The organism is Noviherbaspirillum galbum (assembly GCF_010974945.1).
Taxonomy (GTDB): domain Bacteria; phylum Pseudomonadota; class Gammaproteobacteria; order Burkholderiales; family Burkholderiaceae_D; genus Noviherbaspirillum; species Noviherbaspirillum galbum.
Genome location: NZ_JAAIVB010000085.1, coordinates 137,630 through 156,082, shown reverse-complemented (window position 1 = coordinate 156,082; position 18,453 = coordinate 137,630). Strand labels below are relative to the sequence as shown.

Below are 18,453 nucleotides of genomic sequence, written 5' to 3'. Positions count from 1 at the left end.
TCAATTCAGCTTTACGAGCGAACCCTTGAGCACGAGGATGCCGCCCGCTTCCACGCTGCTCATTCCATCAGCCTTGCTGCTGATCATCGGCGCCTTGCTTTCGATCTGCGCCGTCCCCTGGTTGACGATCTTTATGCCCTTGTTGGTCAGGTTGGTGCCTGCCTCGCTGGTCAGCGTTGTGCCGGCCTTGGCCTCGAGCGCGGTTCCCGCCTCGAGGTTGAAAGCGGTCTGGGCCTTCTGCTCGATCGCGGCGCCGGACTTGATGGTGATGCCGCCAGTCGCTTCGATGACCAGCTTGCCATCGACCTTGAGCTGGTAATCGCCCTTGATCGTGTGGGTGAACTTGCCGGCGTTCGCATGGCTTTCGTCGCCGGTGATGTCCAGCGTGCGCGTTCCCTTGACCTTGTGCGTTTCGTTTCCCTTCTTCAGCTCGATGGTGCGGTCGCCTTCATCGAGGGTATGCGTTTCCGCGCCCTTCTTCACGGTCGTGGTCAAGGCATCCTCGATCTCGACCTGCATGTCCTTCTGCGCGTGCATGTAGAGATGTTCGGCGTCCTTCTTGTCCTCGAAGCGGAGTTCGTTGCCTGCCGTTCCCTGCTTGGACGAACGGGTACGGATGACGGTCTGGGTCTGGTTCGCCGGCAGCGTGACGGGCGTGGCGTTTTCGCCGTTGTAGACGCAGCCTGTCACCAATGGGCGCTCCGGGTCGCCATTGAGATAGGTGATCACGACTTCCTGCCCTACCCTTGGCAGGAACAGGGCGCCGAAGCCTTTGCCGGCCGCGGATTGGGCCACGCGGATCCAGGTCGAACTCTTGTCGTCCTTGACGCCGTCGCGGTCCCAGGGGAACTGCACCTTGATGCGGCCATGCTTGTCCGTCCAGATTTCTTCTCCGCTCGGACCGACCACCAGGGCGGTTTCGCAACCGACGGCGCGCGGACGCGGCGTCTGCATCGGCGGCCGGAACGGCACGGCAGCCGGGAAGGCTTCGAAGGAATTGGTGTACAGCTCGTCGTGTGCGGTATGGTGGATGCGCCGCAGCACGTAGGCGGCGTTCAGGCTGTCGACGAAATGGTCTTTCAAGGTGAATTTCGTGCCGGCCGTGAAGGGATAGCAGAAGCTGTCGCCCCGCAGGATCTCGGCTCCGGCCTGGCTGGCTTCGACCCTCGCCTTGGCGATGGCCGTTCCTGCCGCGACCGCCAGGTGACCCGCCGCGAATTCATACGCCGCGCCGCTGCCCGTGGACGCCGAGTGAGAGCCTTCGAGCGAGGTGCTCGGCTTCTCGAAATCGTAGTCGCTGGCGATCGCCTTTTTCAAGGCGATTCCATGCTCGTGGGCAAACCGCGGCACGGTGTCCATGAAGTTTTCCATGCCGGTTTCGGGGAAGAACCTCGCGGTCGCCGCGCCGGCGCACGTCGCGAAGTTCGAGCTGGCATCGCCCAGCACCATGGTGTGGCCGCTGCTGGTGCAGGTGAAGAAGTAAAAGATGCCGGCGTGCTCCATCAGCCGCGAAATGAAATCGAAGGCGGTTTCGTCGTACTGCACGCAATAGTCGAGCGGATCGTAGGTCTGCGTCAGCTTGTCTTCGAAGGTGATGCCTTGCTCGGTCAGCACCGCCTTGATGATGTCGGCGACGGATTTCGCCTGGTAGATCTTGCGGTCGCGCGACAAGGTCAGCAGCCACAGCTTGGGCACGAGTTCCGCCTCGTAGCTGGCGAAGTCCCGGTTGAAGCCGCTATGGATGAAGCGGGACACGATGCCAGTGATGTAGCGTGCTTCGGCGCCCTTGATCTGCATCTTCACCGTCACCGATTTCCCGACGATGCTGGCCGCATCCAGGGTCGTCATTCCCGAGCGCATGTGCAGGTTGAACTTGAACAGCTCCGAAATGCCCTCGCTGCCTTCCATCGCATCCAGCAAAAGGTCATCCGTTCCAAGCGGCGTGGTGATGTGCAGGAATCCTCCCGCCTGCTTGAATCCGGTTCTCATGCGCGTCCACCGGCGGGCGCGCCGAGGGCGCTATCCTGGAAAGCGAATGCGAACTGCTCGTCGGCCGACACGTGCATGTGGATCGCGCTGAAAGGCCGCTGCATGGAGAGGCGTTCAAGCACGAGCGACGACAGTTGCGGCAGCACGGTCTGGGTAAGGATGAAGTCGATATTGCGCGCGCCGCTATCAACCTCGGTGCAGCGGGCCGTGATCAGGCTGCTCACGCTGTCTTCCCAGGTGAATTTCGCGTTGTGGTTGTCGGCGAAGCGCTGTGCCAGCTTCTCCAGCTTGAGGTCGACGATGTTCCTGATCTGCTCGTCGCCGAGCGGATAGTAAGGGACCAGCACCAGCCTGCCCATGAAGGCGGGACTGAACTGGCGCAGCAGGGCCGGACGCAGCCGTTCGACCAGTTCGCCGGGGTCCGGCCTCCTGCCCTGGCTGCAGGCCTGGGTAATGACGTCCTGCGCCGCATTCGACGTCAGCAGGATCAAGGTATTCTTGAAGTCGATCGACACGCCTTCGCCGTCTTCCATGGTGCCTTTGTCGAACACCTGGAAAAACATCTCGAGCACGTCCGGGTGCGCCTTTTCCATTTCATCGAGCAGCACCACGCTGTAGGGCCGGCGCCGGACCGCCTCGGTCAGCACGCCGCCTTTGCCGTATCCGACATAGCCCGGCGGCGCTCCCTTGAGGCTGGAGATGGAATGCGCCTCCTGGAATTCCGACATGTTGATCGTAACCATGTTGCGCTCGCCGCCGTACAGCATGTCGGCCAGCGCGCTCGCGGTTTCGGTCTTGCCGACGCCGCTCGGGCCGACCAGCATGAATACCCCGACCGGCTTGCCGGGATCGTCGAGCGCTGCGCGGAACGTCCGGACGCGCCGGGCGATCGCATCGAGCGCCTGGTCCTGGCCGACCACGCGCTCCGCCAGCCGGTCCTTCAGATGCAACACGGTATGGATCTCGTCGGCCAGCATCTTGCCGACCGGGATGCCGGTCCAGCCGGAAATGACATCGGCGACGATCGTCGAGTCGACGCACACCGGCACCAGCGGCTCGTCTTCCTGTATCGCTTCCAGGCCTTTCTGCAGGCGCTGCAACTGGAAGGCGCGCGACGACCTGACCTCCTCGTCGGCGTCATCGCCATTGCCGACAGACCCGGCGATCTTCCGGCGCAGGCTCAGTATTTCGCTGACGGCATCGCGCTCGTCCTTCAGCTTGTCCGCCAGGCGTGACTGCCGCGCGCGAAGCGTGCCGAGCTGCTTGTCGAATCGTGCGATGTCCTCGCCCCGGTCTTCGCCGCGGGCATGTTGCTGCTGCGCGATGCGCAGTTCCTCGCCGATGAGCATGATGTCGCGCTCGATGGCTTCGAGCTGGGGCGGCGAGCCCGCCTGGCCGATGGCAACCCGGGCGCAGGCCGTGTCGAGCACGCTGATTGCCTTGTCGGGCAGTTGCCGGCCGGTGATGTATCGGTCGGAGAGCCGCACGGCGTCCAGCACCGCCTCGTCGAGGATTTCCACGCCGTGGTGCTTTTCGAGGGTCGCGACCATGCCGCGCAACATGCTGACGGCGACGTCCTGGACCGGCTCCTCGACCTTCACGACCTGGAAGCGGCGGGCCAGCGCGGGATCGCGCTCGACGTATTTCTTGTATTCCGCCCAGGTCGTGGCCGCGATGGTGCGCAGTTCGCCCCGCGCCAGTGCGGGCTTGAGCAGGTTGGCGGCGTCGCCCTGCCCCTCCGCGCCGCCGGCGCCGATCAGCTGGTGGGCTTCGTCGATGAAAAGGATGATCGGCGTGGCCGATGCGCGCACCTCGGCGATCACCGACTTCAGCCGGTTCTCGAATTCACCCTTGATGCCGGCCCCTGCCTGCAGCAGTCCCAGGTCGAGCGACCTGACCGAGACGTTGGCCAGCGCCGGCGGCACCGTGCCTTGCGCGATCCGCTGGGCAAAGCCTTCCACGACCGCCGTCTTCCCGACGCCCGCCTCGCCGGTCAGGATGGGATTGTTCTGGCGGCGGCGCAGCAGGATGTCGATGATCTGGCGGATTTCCTCGTCGCGGCCGCGGATCGGATCGATGCGGCCCTCGCGCGCCAGTGCCGTCATGTCGACGGTGAACTGGTCCAGCGAAGGCGTCGATCCCGGGCGGCTCGACGGCAGCTCCGGCATGCGCGCGCCGCCATCCGACGGCGCAGGACTCGTGGCGGCGTTCGCCGTGACGGCGCCCTGGCCGCCGCCATCCTCGGCCGATTTCGCAAGCAGGGCCGGCAGTTCGCTGCGCAACTGGCCGCGCGGAATCTTCAGCAGCTCCGGCGCCGTCTCGATCAACAGGCCGCGCAAGCTGTCCACCTCGAGCATGGCAAGCAATACCGTGCCGGAGCGGATCTGCTGGCTGCCGAGCAGCATGGAGCTGAGCAGCCACGCTTCCTGGAACAAGGGCATGAAGTGCGGCGACAAGGCCGGCGTCCGGCCGTTGCCGCGCTTGAACCCGCTCATGCTTTGCTGCAGTTGGGCGGTGACGGCGGCCGGGGCGATGCCGAAGCGCTCCAGCAGGAGCTTCAGGTCAGGCGCGCCCGATTCGATCAGCTGGATCAGCAGATGTTCCAGCTCGACGTTGAACTGGGTTTGCTTGACGCAGAGTTCCGCCGCCTCGACCATGGCCCGCTTGCATTCGGGGTTGAGTCTGGACAGGAGAGTACGGATATCGATTTCCATGGCTTCAGCTTCCTTCCGGCGTCGATTGTCCATTCGGCGAGGCCGCATCCGGCCGCAGCGCGAAGCACGGGGTTTGGTATGGCTTGCCGGCACGCGCGCCGCCACCAGGGCTGCATAACCATGCGCTCAGCCCGAGCCTCGGCGGCAAGGCCGACTTGCCATCGAGACGGGTTGCGGGGCTATCCTTCAGGTCGAGCTTGACGACGACCCGGATGTCCCGCTGCAGGTGCCGCGCGACCAGCCAGCCCAGCAAGGCATAGGCATCGCCGCCGGGCAGCAAGGATGAAAACAAGGGCGTCGGCAGCGGCGCGGCGGTGAGCTCCATGGCTGCGCCCTGGTCCCAGGCGCGTGCCCCGAGGCATGCGCCCATTCCCAGCCTGGCCTGGTTGCCTGCGGGCGGCTTCCTGCCGTGCAGGCTGGCTTGCTCTTCCTTTGCCAGCGCATTCCAGCCGCCGACGAACTGGCGTCCGGAGAAGTGCACTCCCATGCGGTCGCGCACGACGGCGAGCAGCGACGCCATCGAGCGCGGCGCGGCGCCCTGAACGCCGGCATGGCGCAGCCAGGCGAGTTCGCCTCCGGGGGCGCGTGCACCTTCCATGCGTCCCAGTCCGGACAACGCATCCAGGCTGCGGACCAGCGGCGCGCCCGCAACGTCGCCGGCGCTGAGCGCGAGATGGTGCTTGCGCCGGCCGCGATAGAAGAAGCCGAGCACGCGCTGCTGGAATATGTCCAGGAAATCGAGTCCGGCGTGGTCGCGCAGGCGCTGGCGCTCCAGCAGCATCTCGGTGAATGCCAGGGGCAGCGGTCCTTGGGCGCCGGCAAGGGAAAATGCCGACGACTTCAAGGTCAGCGGCGGTCCGGGCCGTTCGCTTTCCGCCAGAGAGGAAATGTCGCTCGCGGCGAAGCCAAGGCTGACCTGGCCACCCAGGCGCACCGCTTCATCAATGCCCAGGGAAGTCCCCACGGCCTGGCGTGCTGGTTCGCTCCGCTCCAGGATGCTGATCGCCTGGAACAAGTCGAAGTCGTGCGGCGCATCCCGCAGCAAGGACATCAGATCAGACATTGCCGTCCACTCATCGCTGGCCACTGCATCCACGGCTCGGCGTTGCGGTGGACCGCCAGCCGGACGAAAGAATTCGCGGAAGTGTACAAGGCAAAGAACCGGGACAGCACGCCGGCCAGCACCAGCGGAGAGGTGCCGACGAATGCCTCCGCGTCGAACTCCAGCCTGATGTCGGTGCCCCGGCAATGGCCGCGCCAGGTATCCGTGCCGAGCCTTGCCGTTGCGACGGACGCCTGCATGCTCTTGATGCCGCGGACCTGCGCCTGGTCGCGGGCGCTGTCGCCGGCGAAAAGCATGAGCATCTGCTGCAGGGTATGCACGCCATTCGTGCCATCCACCAGCGAGCGGTGGTTCAGGCGCAGCAGCGACACCAATGACCACAATGCCTTTGCCGACATGACGGGCGGCCTTTGCGCGCTCGGCTGGTACAGGGTCTGGATGCGGGTCGACGTCGAGATGCCGTCGCCGAAGAAGCGCGTGCCCGGACCGACCTGCTCCGCGAGCATGCGGTTGGTGCACAGCAACTGCGCATAGACGACCGGCACGTCCGGCACGGCGCGCACGTTGCCGCGGTCGACGAAACTGAGGAACACGTCGGTGCCGCTGATGTCCTTGCGCAGGCTCATGTCGCGCCGCATGGACCAGTAGATCCCGCCGCCGTCGCGCTGGTCCGCTTCCGACTGGGCGAACACGGACGGAATCGTCTGCGGGCGGTCGGCATTGGGGTCCGACGCGGTGACGGCCAGGATGGAATGGACTTCCGTGACGGCGTCGCGCTGGTAGTCGGGCGCGAGGCGATATTCATAATGCCGCCGGTCGAGCCAGATCGGCTCGCTGGTCTTCGGAAAAAGATTGACGACGGGCACGCAGCCGAGAAGGAAATTGTCGGCCGACAGCAGGGACAGCACATGCGCGCTGCGGTTGAACACGAACCGTACCGAGAACGACTGGCCGGCGCCCAGTCTCCCGCGCAGGCCGGTCAGGTCGAAGAACTGGAATTTTCGGGGAAAGGCAAAGTATTCCTGCAGCAGGCCATAAGCCGGATGGGCATGGGCTGGCTGGGGCAGGACTTCCTCGCCTTCGTCGAATCCGACTTCCTTCAGGTTGCGCGGACCCAGGCGATGAATTCCGCCTTGCGCAGTCAGGATCTCGATGCGTTCCATGCCGCTGATCAGCAGCTCATGCAGCGGCATGGTGGTCAGGAGGTCGCCGGACAAGTGAAAGCGCAGGCTGTCCAGTTCCAGTTCCGCCACGTCGATGCCCGCGTCGGCAGTCAGTTCCAGGCGCAGGGTACGCGTGTCTTCGAGCTTGATCGCAGTGACGTGAAGCGGCCACAGCGTGGTGTCCCAGCCGGTCTGGAAGCGGCAATTCTCGCCGCCGGCCGCCGTCGCCGAAAGCATCGTGTGCCGGGGCACCGGCATACCGGACGTGACCTTGCCTTGCGACGAGTCCAGCGCCATCTTCACCACGGTCATGGCTGGAACGGGCTGCGTCAGGCTGGGACAGAGATTGTCCAGCATGGCACCGGCGATCGTCGGAAAGTCCCTGTCGAGGTCGCGATGGACGCGTGCCGTCAGGAAGGCTACCGCCTCGATCAGGCGCTCCGTGTGGGGATCGGGCGATTCCGCTTCGCTCAGCGACAGGCGTTGCGCGACCTTCGGGTAGCGTGTCGCGAAATCGGCCGACTGCGTGCGCAGGTAGAGCAGTTCCCGCCGGTAGTATTCGAGAATGTCGTCCTGCGTGTTCACGGGCGTCGTCCTAGGTCGCGATTTGCAAAGTACCCGCTGCAGCCGGTTTCGGTCATCATGCCGCCGCCTCGACCTGGACGGCCTGCGAATTCAGCGCGACATCGAAGCTCACGCGGCACAACTGCCGGCCAAGCATGACGGCGGCGGCAAGCGTCGCCCGGGCCGCGTCCGGCCTGGTCCGGTCTGCCTTGACCTCGATGCGCACATGGGAAAGCCTGGGTTCGAACATCTCGACGCAACGCTGCAATACGCTTGCCCAGATGTCCAGGTCGACCTGCGACTGCGGCGAGAGGCTCAAGCTGTCGGGCAGGCCATAGTGCAGCACCGAAGGCTCACAGGAAAGGAACTCTTCTACGGTGAGTCCGTTCCGGGTATTGAACAGGCGTGCAAGATCGAGCTCCAGCGAACGCTGCAGCCCGCCCGCGTCGAGCATCCTGCCGTCCTGCGACGCCGACGCAAGCCCGCAAAGCCGATCGAAGAATGGAACAATCGACGCCGCGATCGCTTTTGACATGATTCTGAAGCACTCTGTCGAAATCGTGGGGCAAGCACGGGCGCGCCGCTACGGGCGGCACGCCCCGATGCTCGGCGCAGCCGATGAGCCAGACATCCAGTCGTTGCCGGATGCCAGCCTCGTCAATCGGCCTTCATCGTCTCCAGGTTCCAGTTCCAGGTACCGGTTCCCTTCGCGGTCGAATCCGACTTCTGCTGGGTGAAGTCGCACTTGAGCTTGGTGAAGGCAAGCGAGAAGCTATCCGAGGGCACACCGCCACCGCCGGACGTGGAAATGTTGGACACCATGGCGTTCGTCATTTCGTACTTCATGAAGCTCATGTACTTGCCATTCTCGACGCGGCCGACGTGCAGCGTGGCGGTGCCGATGTTCAGGCCCTGGGTGCAGGCCTTGTACAGTTCGGTGGTCGACAGGTCGGACATCTTCGCGAACGACAGCTCGGAAAGCGTCGGACGGCCCGAGGTACGCTCGGTATTTGCCGAATCCATCTGCAGCGGAATGAACGCGCTGTGGCTGAAGGACAAGACGATGAGCTTGTCGATGAAACCCGTGATCTGGCAATTGCCCTTGATCGTCGTTCCCAGATCCAAAATCAATACATCAGACATGACTGTCTCCAATTATGAGGAGCCGAACCAGGCGCCTCTTCGGCGCCTAGTCCTGCGGCATCGGTTAAAGTGAAATCAGCTTAGGCCGCTGCGGCAGGCAATTCGGCAACCAGGCGGATCGACGTGGTCAGCTCTTCCATCTGGAAGTGCGGACGCAGGAAGACCGTGGCCGAATAGGCGCCCGGCTTGCCTGCAACTTCGGTCACGTCCACGCGTCCTTCAGCCAGCGGGAAGCGCGCTTTCTCGCCCTGGGTCGCGTTCGGGCTCAGCAGCACGTAAGCGCTCAGCCAGTTGTTGAGGTAAGCCTCGACGTTCTGGCGGGTCTGGAAGCTGCCGACCTTGTCACGCATGATCACCTTGATGTAATGCGCGAAGCGCGACGCCGCGAGGACGTAGGGCAAGCGCGAGGACAGCGCCGCGTTGGCGTTCGCCGCATCGAGGTTGTACAGCTTCGGCTTGTTCACCGTCTGGCCGCCGAAGAATGCGGCGAAGTCGGAACCCTTGGAGTTGACGGCGGCGATGAAGCCGAGGTCGTTGAGTTCCTTCTCGCGACGGTCGGTGATGGTGACTTCGGTCGGGCACTTCAGCACGACATCGCCTTCATCGGTCTTGTATGCGTGGGCAGTCATGCCGCTGATCTTGCCGCCGCCTTCGACGCCGCGGATCGCGGTCGTCCAGCTATGCTTGGCATAGGCGTCGGTGATGCGCAGTCCCAGCTGGTAAGCCGAGTTGGCCCACAGGTATTTCGAATGGTCCTTGCCGTTGACGTCTTCCTCGAAGTTGAAGCTTTCGATCGGCGAGGTCTTCGCGCCATAAGGCAGGCGGGCTGCGTAGCGCGGCAGCACCAGTGCGACGTAGCGTGAATCCTCGGATTCACGGAAGCCGCGCCAGGATGCGAGTTCGGCGCTCTCGAAAATCTTCGACAGGTCGCGCGGAACGCCAAGCTCGGTGAACTCGCCCATGTCGAACAGGGACGGCGCGGCCGCGGCAACGAACGGCGCGTGGGCAGCCGCTGCCACTTTGGACAGGCGCTGCAGCAAGGCGATGTCCTGCGGGTGGCGGCCGAAATAATAATCGCCGATCAGCAGCGAATAGGGATTGCCGCCGAAGGTGCCATATTCTTCTTCGTAGACCTTCTTGAACAGGACGCTCATGTCGTGATCGACGGCGCCTTCGAGGTCTTTCAGCAGTTCCTTCTTGGAGACGTTCAGCAAGCGCAGCTTCAGCGTCGGGCCGGTCTCGGTGCCCATGACCATGTCGTGCAGGCCGCGCCAGGAGCCTTCGAGCTGCTGGAATTCGGGGTGATGCATGATCGCATTGAGCTGATCGGTCAGGATGCGGTCGATCTCGGCGACGCGTTCGTTGATCATCGCCACCACGCCCTTGTCGGGAGCGGTTTTCATGCCTTCATCAAGGATCTGGGTCGCGAACTGGCCGAGCAGGGTTTTCGCGTAGGCTTTCTGGGACGGCTCGATCGCCATCTTGCCTTCCTGGACGATACGGTCCAGCAGGCTAAGGTCTTGGGTGGACGCGCTGGCGCCACCCTGAGCAGCTTGACTAGTTGCCATGGTTTAACTCTCTGAATTCGATTGGAGGATGCGCTTGCCGGACACGGTCAGGCGGGCGTCGCTTCGGGACCTGCTTCGGCGGGCGCTGCGGGTGCGGCTTCCGCTGCAGCGGCGCCACTGCCCTTCAACGCTTGCAGTTCCTGGGAGTTCTGCACGATGTTCTCGAGCAGCGCATCAAGCTCATCGTTACCGTCAAGCTTGCCGAGGAGGTCGCGCAGTTGCTGGCGGACTTCGAGCAGCTTGGCCAGCCGGGGCACCTGCTTCACGATTGCCTCGGGGTGGAAATCATCGATCTCGGTGAAGTTCAGCTCGACTTTCAGGTTGCCTTCGCCCTTCAGCGTGTCAGGCACCGACATGTCCAGGCGCGGGGCAATGTTGCCCATCACTTCGTTGAAGTTGTCGCGGTCGATTTCGATCAGGCGGCGATCCTTGAGCTTTGCCGGCGGCACGAGCGGCTTGCCCGACAAGTCGGCCAGCAGGCCAACCACGAGCGGCAGTTCCTTTTTCTCGGAGGCGCCACCGGTTTCAACGTCATAAGTAATCTGTACACGCGGAGGACGATTGCGTCCTACCCATTTTTGCAAGCTGTCTGCCATTCCCTCACCTTCGCTTGGTTAACCATACTAGTGATCATTGGAGTATTCCCAAGACGCGATGACAGAAGAATCAGCTCCGTTTTCCGTTGCGCTTCGAAGGCGTGACTGTTTGTAACTTGTCTTTAGGAATCAGGCTCATGTTATGGGGAAAAAGTTGAACGAACAAGAACTTTTTTGGGATTTATCAAAGAACGCATTGCGGAATCTCTTTTCGAACACAACCGCAATGCAGCAAGAATAAAAAGTCATGGCCAAGTCACAAATCTCGCACCACTCAAGCACGAACGCGGACATCAAATGGCGTGATGCCCTATTGTTTATCGTTGCCTTATGCAGTACGGGGATCGCGTAGACGGAACGAGGTTGAGGTTTTCAAGGCGCCTCGTCCTTGATCGCATCGATAAGACGGGAACGCAGGGAAGCCTCGAGTGAAGAAGCAAGTTGTGGCGCATCGCCCTCGCCAGGCAATGCGGGTTCGTCGTTCGGATGCGCGGCATCAAGGGCGGGAGCGTCAGACGCAGAGACCTTCGACAATGCATCATCCTGCACTGCGGGGGCGGCACCCATGTCGGCCATCTGTTCTGCGGGGCTTTCGACTGGTTGGGCTGCAATGCCTTTGCCAATTTCTTCGGTGCCCGCTTTCGCCATTGCTGCCTGAGGAGAGGTCTTGATTTCGAGCCCGGCATCAGGCTTGCCTGCCGCCTTGGACAATTCACCGAGATCGATAGCCGCCGAAACATCAGGCACATCAGGGCTTCCGATTTTCATGCCATCGGACTTTAGCGTCAGGGCATCATCCGAAGTGGATGCCGGCGGCGGCTTGAGGGCCTTGTCCGGCATTGCCAACGACCCGGCATCCGGCAAGCTGCCGTCGGCAAGGACAGGAGGCTTCTCGCCGGGCTGCGCGGCGGCATGCGCATCGCTATCGTCGGGCGCGTCCGCCGATACGCTTGCGTCGGCCGTCTTGCTTTCGTCCGCTTCCGGCGCTTGTGATTCGGCTTCAGGCGGAGCTACCGCGTCTGACACCGATTTACCTTCTGGCACGGCCGGTACGTCCGAAGATTCAGCCAGCTTGTCCATGCCAGCGGCAGCGATCGCTGTGTCGCCCTGCATTCCTGCCAGCTGCGCTTGCTTTGCCTCTTCAGTCTTCTCCGCTTCTTCTGCATCCACCGTCTTGCGGCCCGCCGATCCAGGTGCTGCTGCCTCCTCCGATACAGCCGAAACCGCATCGGCGGTCTTGCTGGCCTTATCTGCATCGGCACCATCTGCATCGCCGGCGTCATTCGCGGGCATTGACGAGGAAGCCGACGCTTCGGCGTCCGGGCTGCCCTCTTGCGATGCGTCCTGGCGCGATGCGGATTCACCATCGCTCTCGCTTGCCGCCGATGTTTCGGCAACGTCCGCATTGCTGGCAGCATTTGCATCGGGACTGACACTCTCTTCGGACTGGGCGCTCGACGATGATCCCGCCTCCGCTCCTGCTTCCGCGGATGCCTTGTCGCCCTTGCCGTCTCCAGGGTTGGCGCCGGGCTCCGCTCCTTGAGCTGTCGCTTGATCTGCGGCTTGACTTGCAGCCCGATTCGCCGCCTCGTCTTCCCGCTTTGCCAACATCGATTCGCCGCCGTGCTTGACGACTTCGGCGTCAACGATCGCTTCCGCGGCGACGACGTCCTTGCGCGCCACTTCCACCTGGGCCTGGACTGCCTGCACCTCCGTCAGCGTTGCATCAATCGCTGCCTGCGCCTCGTTCTTTTGCGCTTCCGTCTGCGCTTCCGCATCGCGGGAAGCCTGTGCCACATCCGCTGCGGCGGACGCGATATCGGCAGCCAGCCCTTGCTCAGCCGCCTTCGCTTCTTCGGCCGCAGCCATCGCGTTATCCGTCTCGGCCTGGACGTCCGCAATGAGTTGTTCGCTGACCGGACCCACATTGCTTCCCACCGACTCTGCGTCGGCACGGGCTTCCTGGAACGACCCGTTCATCTCGTCCACCGACGCGTCCGCCTCATCCGCTGCCGCCTGCGTCTCGGCCTGCATGCGGCTGGCGGTGCTTTCAATCTCGGCCAGGGTGGCATCCATGGCGGGTGCCGCTTCACTGGCGCGACTCGCATCGGTCTCCAGCTCGCTCGATGCCGATTGCACTTCATCGGCTCCCTGCGCCACTTCGTCCGATGCCTTGTCCGCATCGGCACTGGCTGACTCGTTGAACCTGCCCGCGGCCTCCTGCCAATCGTCCGGCGCGCGCACCCCGGCGGCCAGGCTGCCCGAGCCGTCGGCAAGCTGCACGGTAACGGTGGAGATTGCATCCAATGCGCTTTGCACCGCCGCCGGAATCTCGGGGATGCCTATGTCGAGCGCCGAAATCTTTTGCACCACCTGGTCCACCAGCGCCAGCATCTTGGCCTCGGCTGCCGCGATCTGCTGCTTCGCGGCGCCGCCCAATGACGTGACCTGGGACTGGCAGGCCATGATTTTTTCGACGAGCTGGGCAATCAGCTGACGCGCCTGGGCCATGGCGTCGGTCAGGAGGCCATGCACGGTGCGCAAGCCTTCCTGCGCGAGTTCAGCCGCCTGCCCCACGGCTTCCTGCCCGCGCTGCAATGCTTGCAGCAGGGGCTGGCTGGCTTCCTTGATCTTCTGTTCGAGCGCCGCGATGCCCTTGTCCAGTTGCGCCGATAATTCCTGCTGCAGCCGGTTGACGAGGGCTTCGCATCCCAGCTTGTCGAGCAAGGCCTGCAATGCGGCGTGAACCTTCGCAAGGACTGTCTGCATGGCTTGTTCGGCGATGTCGAGCTGACGGGACATTTCCGGCGGAACCGCGCCTGCCATCGTCGACACTTGCTGCAGCGCCGCCTGCAGCTTGGCGAGCAGCGCGACCAGGGCATCGATCGCCTGCCTGAGCTTGGCGATGGCTTGGTCAAGCAGTGGCTGCAAGGCATTGACCGCGCCTATTCCCTGCAGCAGCAAGCCATCGGCCGTGGCTCCCGCCGCCTGCACGGATTTTTTCGCAGTCGCGATGGCCGTCTTCACGCCGGGAATCATCGCCTTCACGCCGACGAACAGGGTGCGCGCCGCCATGAGCGGCGGCGCTTTCATCATGTAACGGGTGCAGACCTCGATGGCGTGGTTGCATTTGTCCTCGGCCTGGTCAAGCTCGGCACGGGCGCCGTCAAGGGCGGCGTTCGCGCTGGAAACGAAGCCCGGTATGCGGCCCCTGATTTCTTCAAGCAAGGCGGCTGCCTGGACGATGCTGTCTTGTACCGGAGAAAAATTATCGGGCAGCGCGTTCAGCGTGGCTTTTGCCTTCTCTGCCTCGGCATCCAGTTCAGCAAGCAGCGACTGTATCTGTTCGACTTCCTCGGCAACGACGCCCACTACGGCGTCCAGGGCTTCCTTGACATTGGTGGCCCGGGTTTCAAGCGCATCGACAGGCTCGTGGACCTTGGCGAGCAAGACGTCGACGGCGGCTGCCGCGGCCTTCAGGCGCTCGATCACCGCGTCCGTCTGGGCACGCGCCACGCCGATGGGCGCGGTCACCAGCTCACCGCCATGTTCGATCTGCGAGGCAGCTTCCTGGAACAAGGCATCGCAGGACGATGCGGCCTCGCGCAGCGAGTCCTGCATGCGTTCGACGAATGCGATTTGCTCCTGCAGCGGCAGCAGCAGGTCGTTGCCGGCCTTCGACACGAGGTCCGAGACGCCACTGATGACGGACGCCGCCTTCGCGCTGGCATCATCGACTGCGCCAGTCAGGTCGGCAACATTCGTTTGCAAGCCGGCGCGCAAGGACTGGATCTGCGCGATCGAATCGCTCTGCAGCGACTTGGCCTGGGCCGTCAAGGCAGCCGACGTGCTCCGGGCTGCGGCATTGAGCGCGCCTGCCTGCGCAAGCCGGGCGAATTGCTCCGCCAGGGGACGCAGCCGGCTTCCATACTGTTCGAAGAGCGCGGTCGCCTGCGCCGCCTGGCTGCCCAGCGCCTGACCTCGGGCAGGCAGGCTCTGGAAGAACGCCAGCTGCGGTGCCATGTCGGGCACCAGGGTCGGCAAGGCCGGTATCGCGGCAGCGAGCGACTTGACTGACTGCACGGCTGCGTCGGCCACCTGCCGCGCGCTTGCCGCTTGTTGCACGAGCGGACCGGGGATCGCGGCGGCATCCGCGCCAAGCTTGCGCAGCTTGTCCGCGGCGGCGGCAAGCCCGTCGGTAAAGCAGGACACGATGGGAGCGGGATCGACCAGCGCGGGAATGGATTTCACCTGCGCCGCGATGGCGACCGCATCGGCGGCGACGGACGTCGCGCAATCCTCGACGTCCTTCGCAAACGCCTTGCCCTGTTCGGCCACGGTTTTCGCGGCAGTCTGCACGGCATCCGAAATCCGGGTCGCACTGCGCGGCAACACCTCGAGCGAGCGGTCGATGACTTTCATGGCGCCTTCCCGCCGGGCGACTTAGAGTTGCTTGAGTTCGTCATTGGTGCGGGCGGCGGCGTCGGAAATCGATGTGGTGATGTCGGCCACCTTGGAGGGTGCCGGATCGAGCGACAAGGATGCGGACTTGACGTCTTCCATGGAGGCAGACACCTGTTCCAGCGATTGGTCGAGCTCCGGCAAGACTTCGGCGCCTTCGATCCGGATCTCTTCGAGCGCAGGCAGCAGATTTATTACGACGGGCGCCTTCGGCAGCGCGCTCAGGGCAGGCAGCGCCGACAAGGCTGCCTGCGACGCGGCGGCCGACGCCGCAGCGCCCGGCGCGATCAGCCGGCCGGGACGTGCGCGGCGGGCATGCTCCTCCATGACGACGATGGCGCCTGCCTTCAGGCGTGTCCCTAGGGCATAAAGCCAGCCGTCCACGCCGCCGTGCGACGTCACGAGCGATGGCCCTGAGCGCTGCAGCACCCATTTGAGCTCGGCGCGCGCAGCGGGATCGCTCAGCCAGAATCGCAGGTAGTGATGCGCCTCATCGGCGGAGGAGAACGCGCGCCGCACCCCCGAGACATGCGGCTGGCTGCCAGGCGAACGATGCTCGAACAATGCCTCCATCGGCTGGCCGCCGGATTCGTAGAATGTCACGCGGCAGGACTGGCGCCAAAGAGTGACCAGGGGATGGAGCATGGGTAGACGGGTTGATTGGTTGTCGATGGCAAGGCCATCAGGAGACCGCTGGCAGGTCCAGGTTGCGCCGCGTTTGCGCCGCATGGGCGGCGGCCAGCTTTTGATGCAGCGCGTGCATGTATTTCGATTCCTTGAACCAGCGGATCATCGATGTGAAGAGCAATGCCGTCACGACGAAATAAAGGCTGCAGTAAAGGTAAACCGGGATCATTACCTTGGAACCCGTCGCGGCAATCAGGAAATTGCAGCGGCTGACCAGTTCGCTTACCCCCACGAGGGAAGACGCGCTCGACGCGACGAAGGAAATCAGGAAGGCGTTGATCCAGGTAGGAATGAACAGGAGCGCGGCGCCAATGTCTCCCTTCGACCAGGACCGGTACCCTACCACCAGACTCTCGGACGTAAATGCCAGCGGCGCGGCAGCGAGGCCAATCACCGCCTTGATCCATTGCGGGAAGTAGACGACCGTTGCCGTGCCCGGCAAGGTGAACTCGGTAGGCAGCACGAATACCGCATAAAAGATCAATGCCAGGGTGGGCACGCCGCGCATCAGCTTCGAGAAGCGCTCGGCGATCATGGCCGGCTTGCCGGGCCGGGTCACGCGCACCCAGGCAAGGCCCGCGCCGAGTAGCGTTCCGAGCAACACTGCCTGGACCGCGATGAACACGTTCCAGAAAAAGCCCTGTAGCAGGAAGGGCGTCCATGTGGCCAGGAACGTGAAGGTTTCAATGAGCATGGAGCGCCACCCTGGCAAGCAGCATGCGTTCCGCAATGTTGAAAAGTGCGGTCCACAAGTTAGTGATGATGTAGAAGGTCAGCAGCAGGACAGTCATGATCAGGAAGATATTGCCCTTTTCCGCAATCAGCAGGCTGCTGGCGCTGAGCAGTTCGGGAATCGCGATGGCGGACGCGATCATTGTCTGCTTGGTCAGGTTGATCAGCGCCTGCTTGATCGGCCAGCTCGAGAACTCGGCCGTCTGGGAGAGGTTGTGGAAGGACAGCCTGAATGCGGGCCGGTAGGTCCGGATGTGCCTGGCGGCTTCGAGGAATGCGCTCATGATCAGCCCGGCCGTGTAGTAGCCGAGGCAGAATGCCGCGATAGGAAAGGCCGGCAGCTTGATGCCGAATTCATGCATCAGCCAGCCTCCGACCCCGAAAAAGATCAGGTACATCATCAGCAGCGGCGGCGTCATCCTGCCGTAAGCCATTGCCGCGGCAATCGCCCGCGTCCACCATGACGTCTTGCCATCGATCGCCACCGCGACCGCGATGCCGAGCATAAGGCTGATGGCCACGCTGCTTGCCACCAGCAGCATCGTGTAAAGCACGCCTTGCGCGAATTGCTTGCGGTCGTAAGGGTCGTACACGATGTTGAGGTCGATGCCGGTTTGCTCCTTGAACCACAGCCCGACCGCCTGCAGGCCTTGCACCTCGGCGCTGGATACGTATTCCGCGCTGCGGCAATTCGCCGACCAGAGGCCGGAATCGTTGCGCGTACAGGTGTATTTGCCGGTGGCGTCCTGGTGCGCCCAGAGCTCCTTTTGCTTCAGCATCCAGTCGGAAATGTCGATGCCCCATTTCCTTTCGTTCTCGATCAGCCATCCCGTCCGATGCAGTTCGGCGAGCAGGTCGCCGATCTTCACGTCAAGCTCGCTGCCGCGTTCGCTGCGCGCCAGGAACACCGACATCGGCGTCACCAGCGCCTGGGGCAAGGGCATCTTGTAGGCTGACCAGTCAGGCTGCTTGAGGGTGTTCTTCAGCGCCCCCGTGGCATACAGGAAGCCGATGCATTGCCCATCCTTCAATGCCAGTTGGGCGTCGCGGACCGTCTTGTAGACCTGCAGCTTCAACAGGTAGCGCTCGGCCATCGGCTTGTTGAAATAGCTTCCCTGCAGGGCGCAGATGGTGCTGCCCCGGGTTTTTTCCCAGGTGTCGACCGCCTGCTGCGGATGGAAAAGCACGTTGACGCCGGTTTCGCTATAGCCGGGCTCGACGGCCGCGGCGATCTGGCGCCTTGCCGCCGTGTCGCCGACCGTGGCGATCAGGATGTCGACATCGCCAAGCTCCAGCTTCTGGAAGCGGTTTTCCGTCGTGATGCTCACCTTCTGGAGCTTGACGCCGAGGCGGTCGGACAGCAGCTGGGCAAGGTCGCTTTCGAAGCCGATCACTTCTCCCTTGGCGTCAAGCCAGTTATAGGGCCGGAAATCAGTCTTGACTCCGACCCGCAGGGTGCCGCGCTTCTGGATTTGCTCCAGCGCCTTGCTAGGCTTGAATTGCTCTGCGGAAACTACCTGGGCGAAAAGCAACAGGCTGATGAAAGCGATTTTTTGAAAGAGCGTTTCAAATTTCATTGTCTTGCCAAGCCCGTTTGCCTGTGTATCCAGTTCCCGGACTGTCTCCCTGCCTGATGGCCCGCGGCGGCCGTGTTCATTTCGATCGTCGACGAATCGGCATCCGGGATGGTCAAGACAGCTTCCATCGTGGCGCCGAACATGTGTTGGGGGATATTACTGTCCACGCCAGTATTTGCCAAACGGAATTTTCCAT

The 18,453-nt window shown here is 63.3% G+C and carries 12 protein-coding genes; all 12 read right to left on the bottom strand.

Features of this window, described 5'->3' with window-relative positions; genetic code table 11:
* Nucleotides 1-1,989, bottom strand: a complete 1,989-nt coding sequence (locus tag G3574_RS27320; RefSeq protein WP_163968728.1) for a type VI secretion system Vgr family protein — start codon at nucleotides 1,987-1,989, stop codon at nucleotides 1-3.
* On the bottom strand, nucleotides 1,986-4,703 hold the full coding sequence (tssH, locus tag G3574_RS27315; RefSeq protein ID WP_163968727.1) for a type VI secretion system ATPase TssH: 2,718 nt from the start codon (nucleotides 4,701-4,703) through the stop codon (nucleotides 1,986-1,988). The genes G3574_RS27320 and tssH overlap by 4 nt, the downstream gene beginning before the upstream one ends.
* 4 nt (nucleotides 4,704-4,707) lie before the next feature.
* Nucleotides 4,708-5,766, bottom strand: a complete 1,059-nt coding sequence (gene tssG, locus G3574_RS27310; protein WP_235953648.1) for a type VI secretion system baseplate subunit TssG — start codon at nucleotides 5,764-5,766, stop codon at nucleotides 4,708-4,710.
* Nucleotides 5,754-7,514, bottom strand: coding sequence for a type VI secretion system baseplate subunit TssF (gene tssF, locus G3574_RS27305; RefSeq protein ID WP_163968726.1), 1,761 nt, complete (start codon nucleotides 7,512-7,514; stop codon nucleotides 5,754-5,756). The genes tssG and tssF overlap by 13 nt, the downstream gene beginning before the upstream one ends.
* Before the next feature lie 55 nt (nucleotides 7,515-7,569).
* On the bottom strand, nucleotides 7,570-8,028 hold the full coding sequence (gene tssE, locus G3574_RS27300; RefSeq protein WP_163968725.1) for a type VI secretion system baseplate subunit TssE: 459 nt from the start codon (nucleotides 8,026-8,028) through the stop codon (nucleotides 7,570-7,572).
* A gap of 122 nt (nucleotides 8,029-8,150) precedes the next feature.
* The gene (locus G3574_RS27295; protein ID WP_163968724.1) at nucleotides 8,151-8,636 is read right to left on the bottom strand and encodes an Hcp family type VI secretion system effector; all 486 of its coding nucleotides are present in this window, start codon (nucleotides 8,634-8,636) and stop codon (nucleotides 8,151-8,153) included.
* An 80-nt stretch (nucleotides 8,637-8,716) separates the two neighbouring features.
* On the bottom strand, nucleotides 8,717-10,204 hold the full coding sequence (tssC, locus tag G3574_RS27290) for a type VI secretion system contractile sheath large subunit (protein ID WP_163968723.1): 1,488 nt from the start codon (nucleotides 10,202-10,204) through the stop codon (nucleotides 8,717-8,719).
* A 47-nt stretch (nucleotides 10,205-10,251) separates the two neighbouring features.
* Complete coding sequence (gene tssB, locus G3574_RS27285) at nucleotides 10,252-10,800, bottom strand: type VI secretion system contractile sheath small subunit (protein ID WP_163968722.1); 549 nt, start codon at nucleotides 10,798-10,800, stop codon at nucleotides 10,252-10,254.
* A 372-nt stretch (nucleotides 10,801-11,172) separates the two neighbouring features.
* On the bottom strand, nucleotides 11,173-15,222 hold the full coding sequence (locus tag G3574_RS27280; RefSeq protein WP_163968721.1) for a hypothetical protein: 4,050 nt from the start codon (nucleotides 15,220-15,222) through the stop codon (nucleotides 11,173-11,175).
* A 21-nt stretch (nucleotides 15,223-15,243) separates the two neighbouring features.
* Complete coding sequence (locus tag G3574_RS27275; RefSeq protein ID WP_163968720.1) at nucleotides 15,244-15,906, bottom strand: hypothetical protein; 663 nt, start codon at nucleotides 15,904-15,906, stop codon at nucleotides 15,244-15,246.
* Nucleotides 15,907-15,943: 37 nt separating this feature from the next.
* A complete protein-coding gene (locus G3574_RS27270) occupies nucleotides 15,944-16,642 on the bottom strand; it encodes an ABC transporter permease (protein ID WP_163968719.1) in 699 nt (232 codons plus the stop codon).
* On the bottom strand, nucleotides 16,632-18,257 hold the full coding sequence (locus G3574_RS27265; protein ID WP_163968718.1) for a transporter substrate-binding domain-containing protein: 1,626 nt from the start codon (nucleotides 18,255-18,257) through the stop codon (nucleotides 16,632-16,634). Before G3574_RS27265 ends, G3574_RS27270 begins: the two co-directional genes overlap by 11 nt.
* Nucleotides 18,258-18,453: the final 196 nt, after the last annotated feature.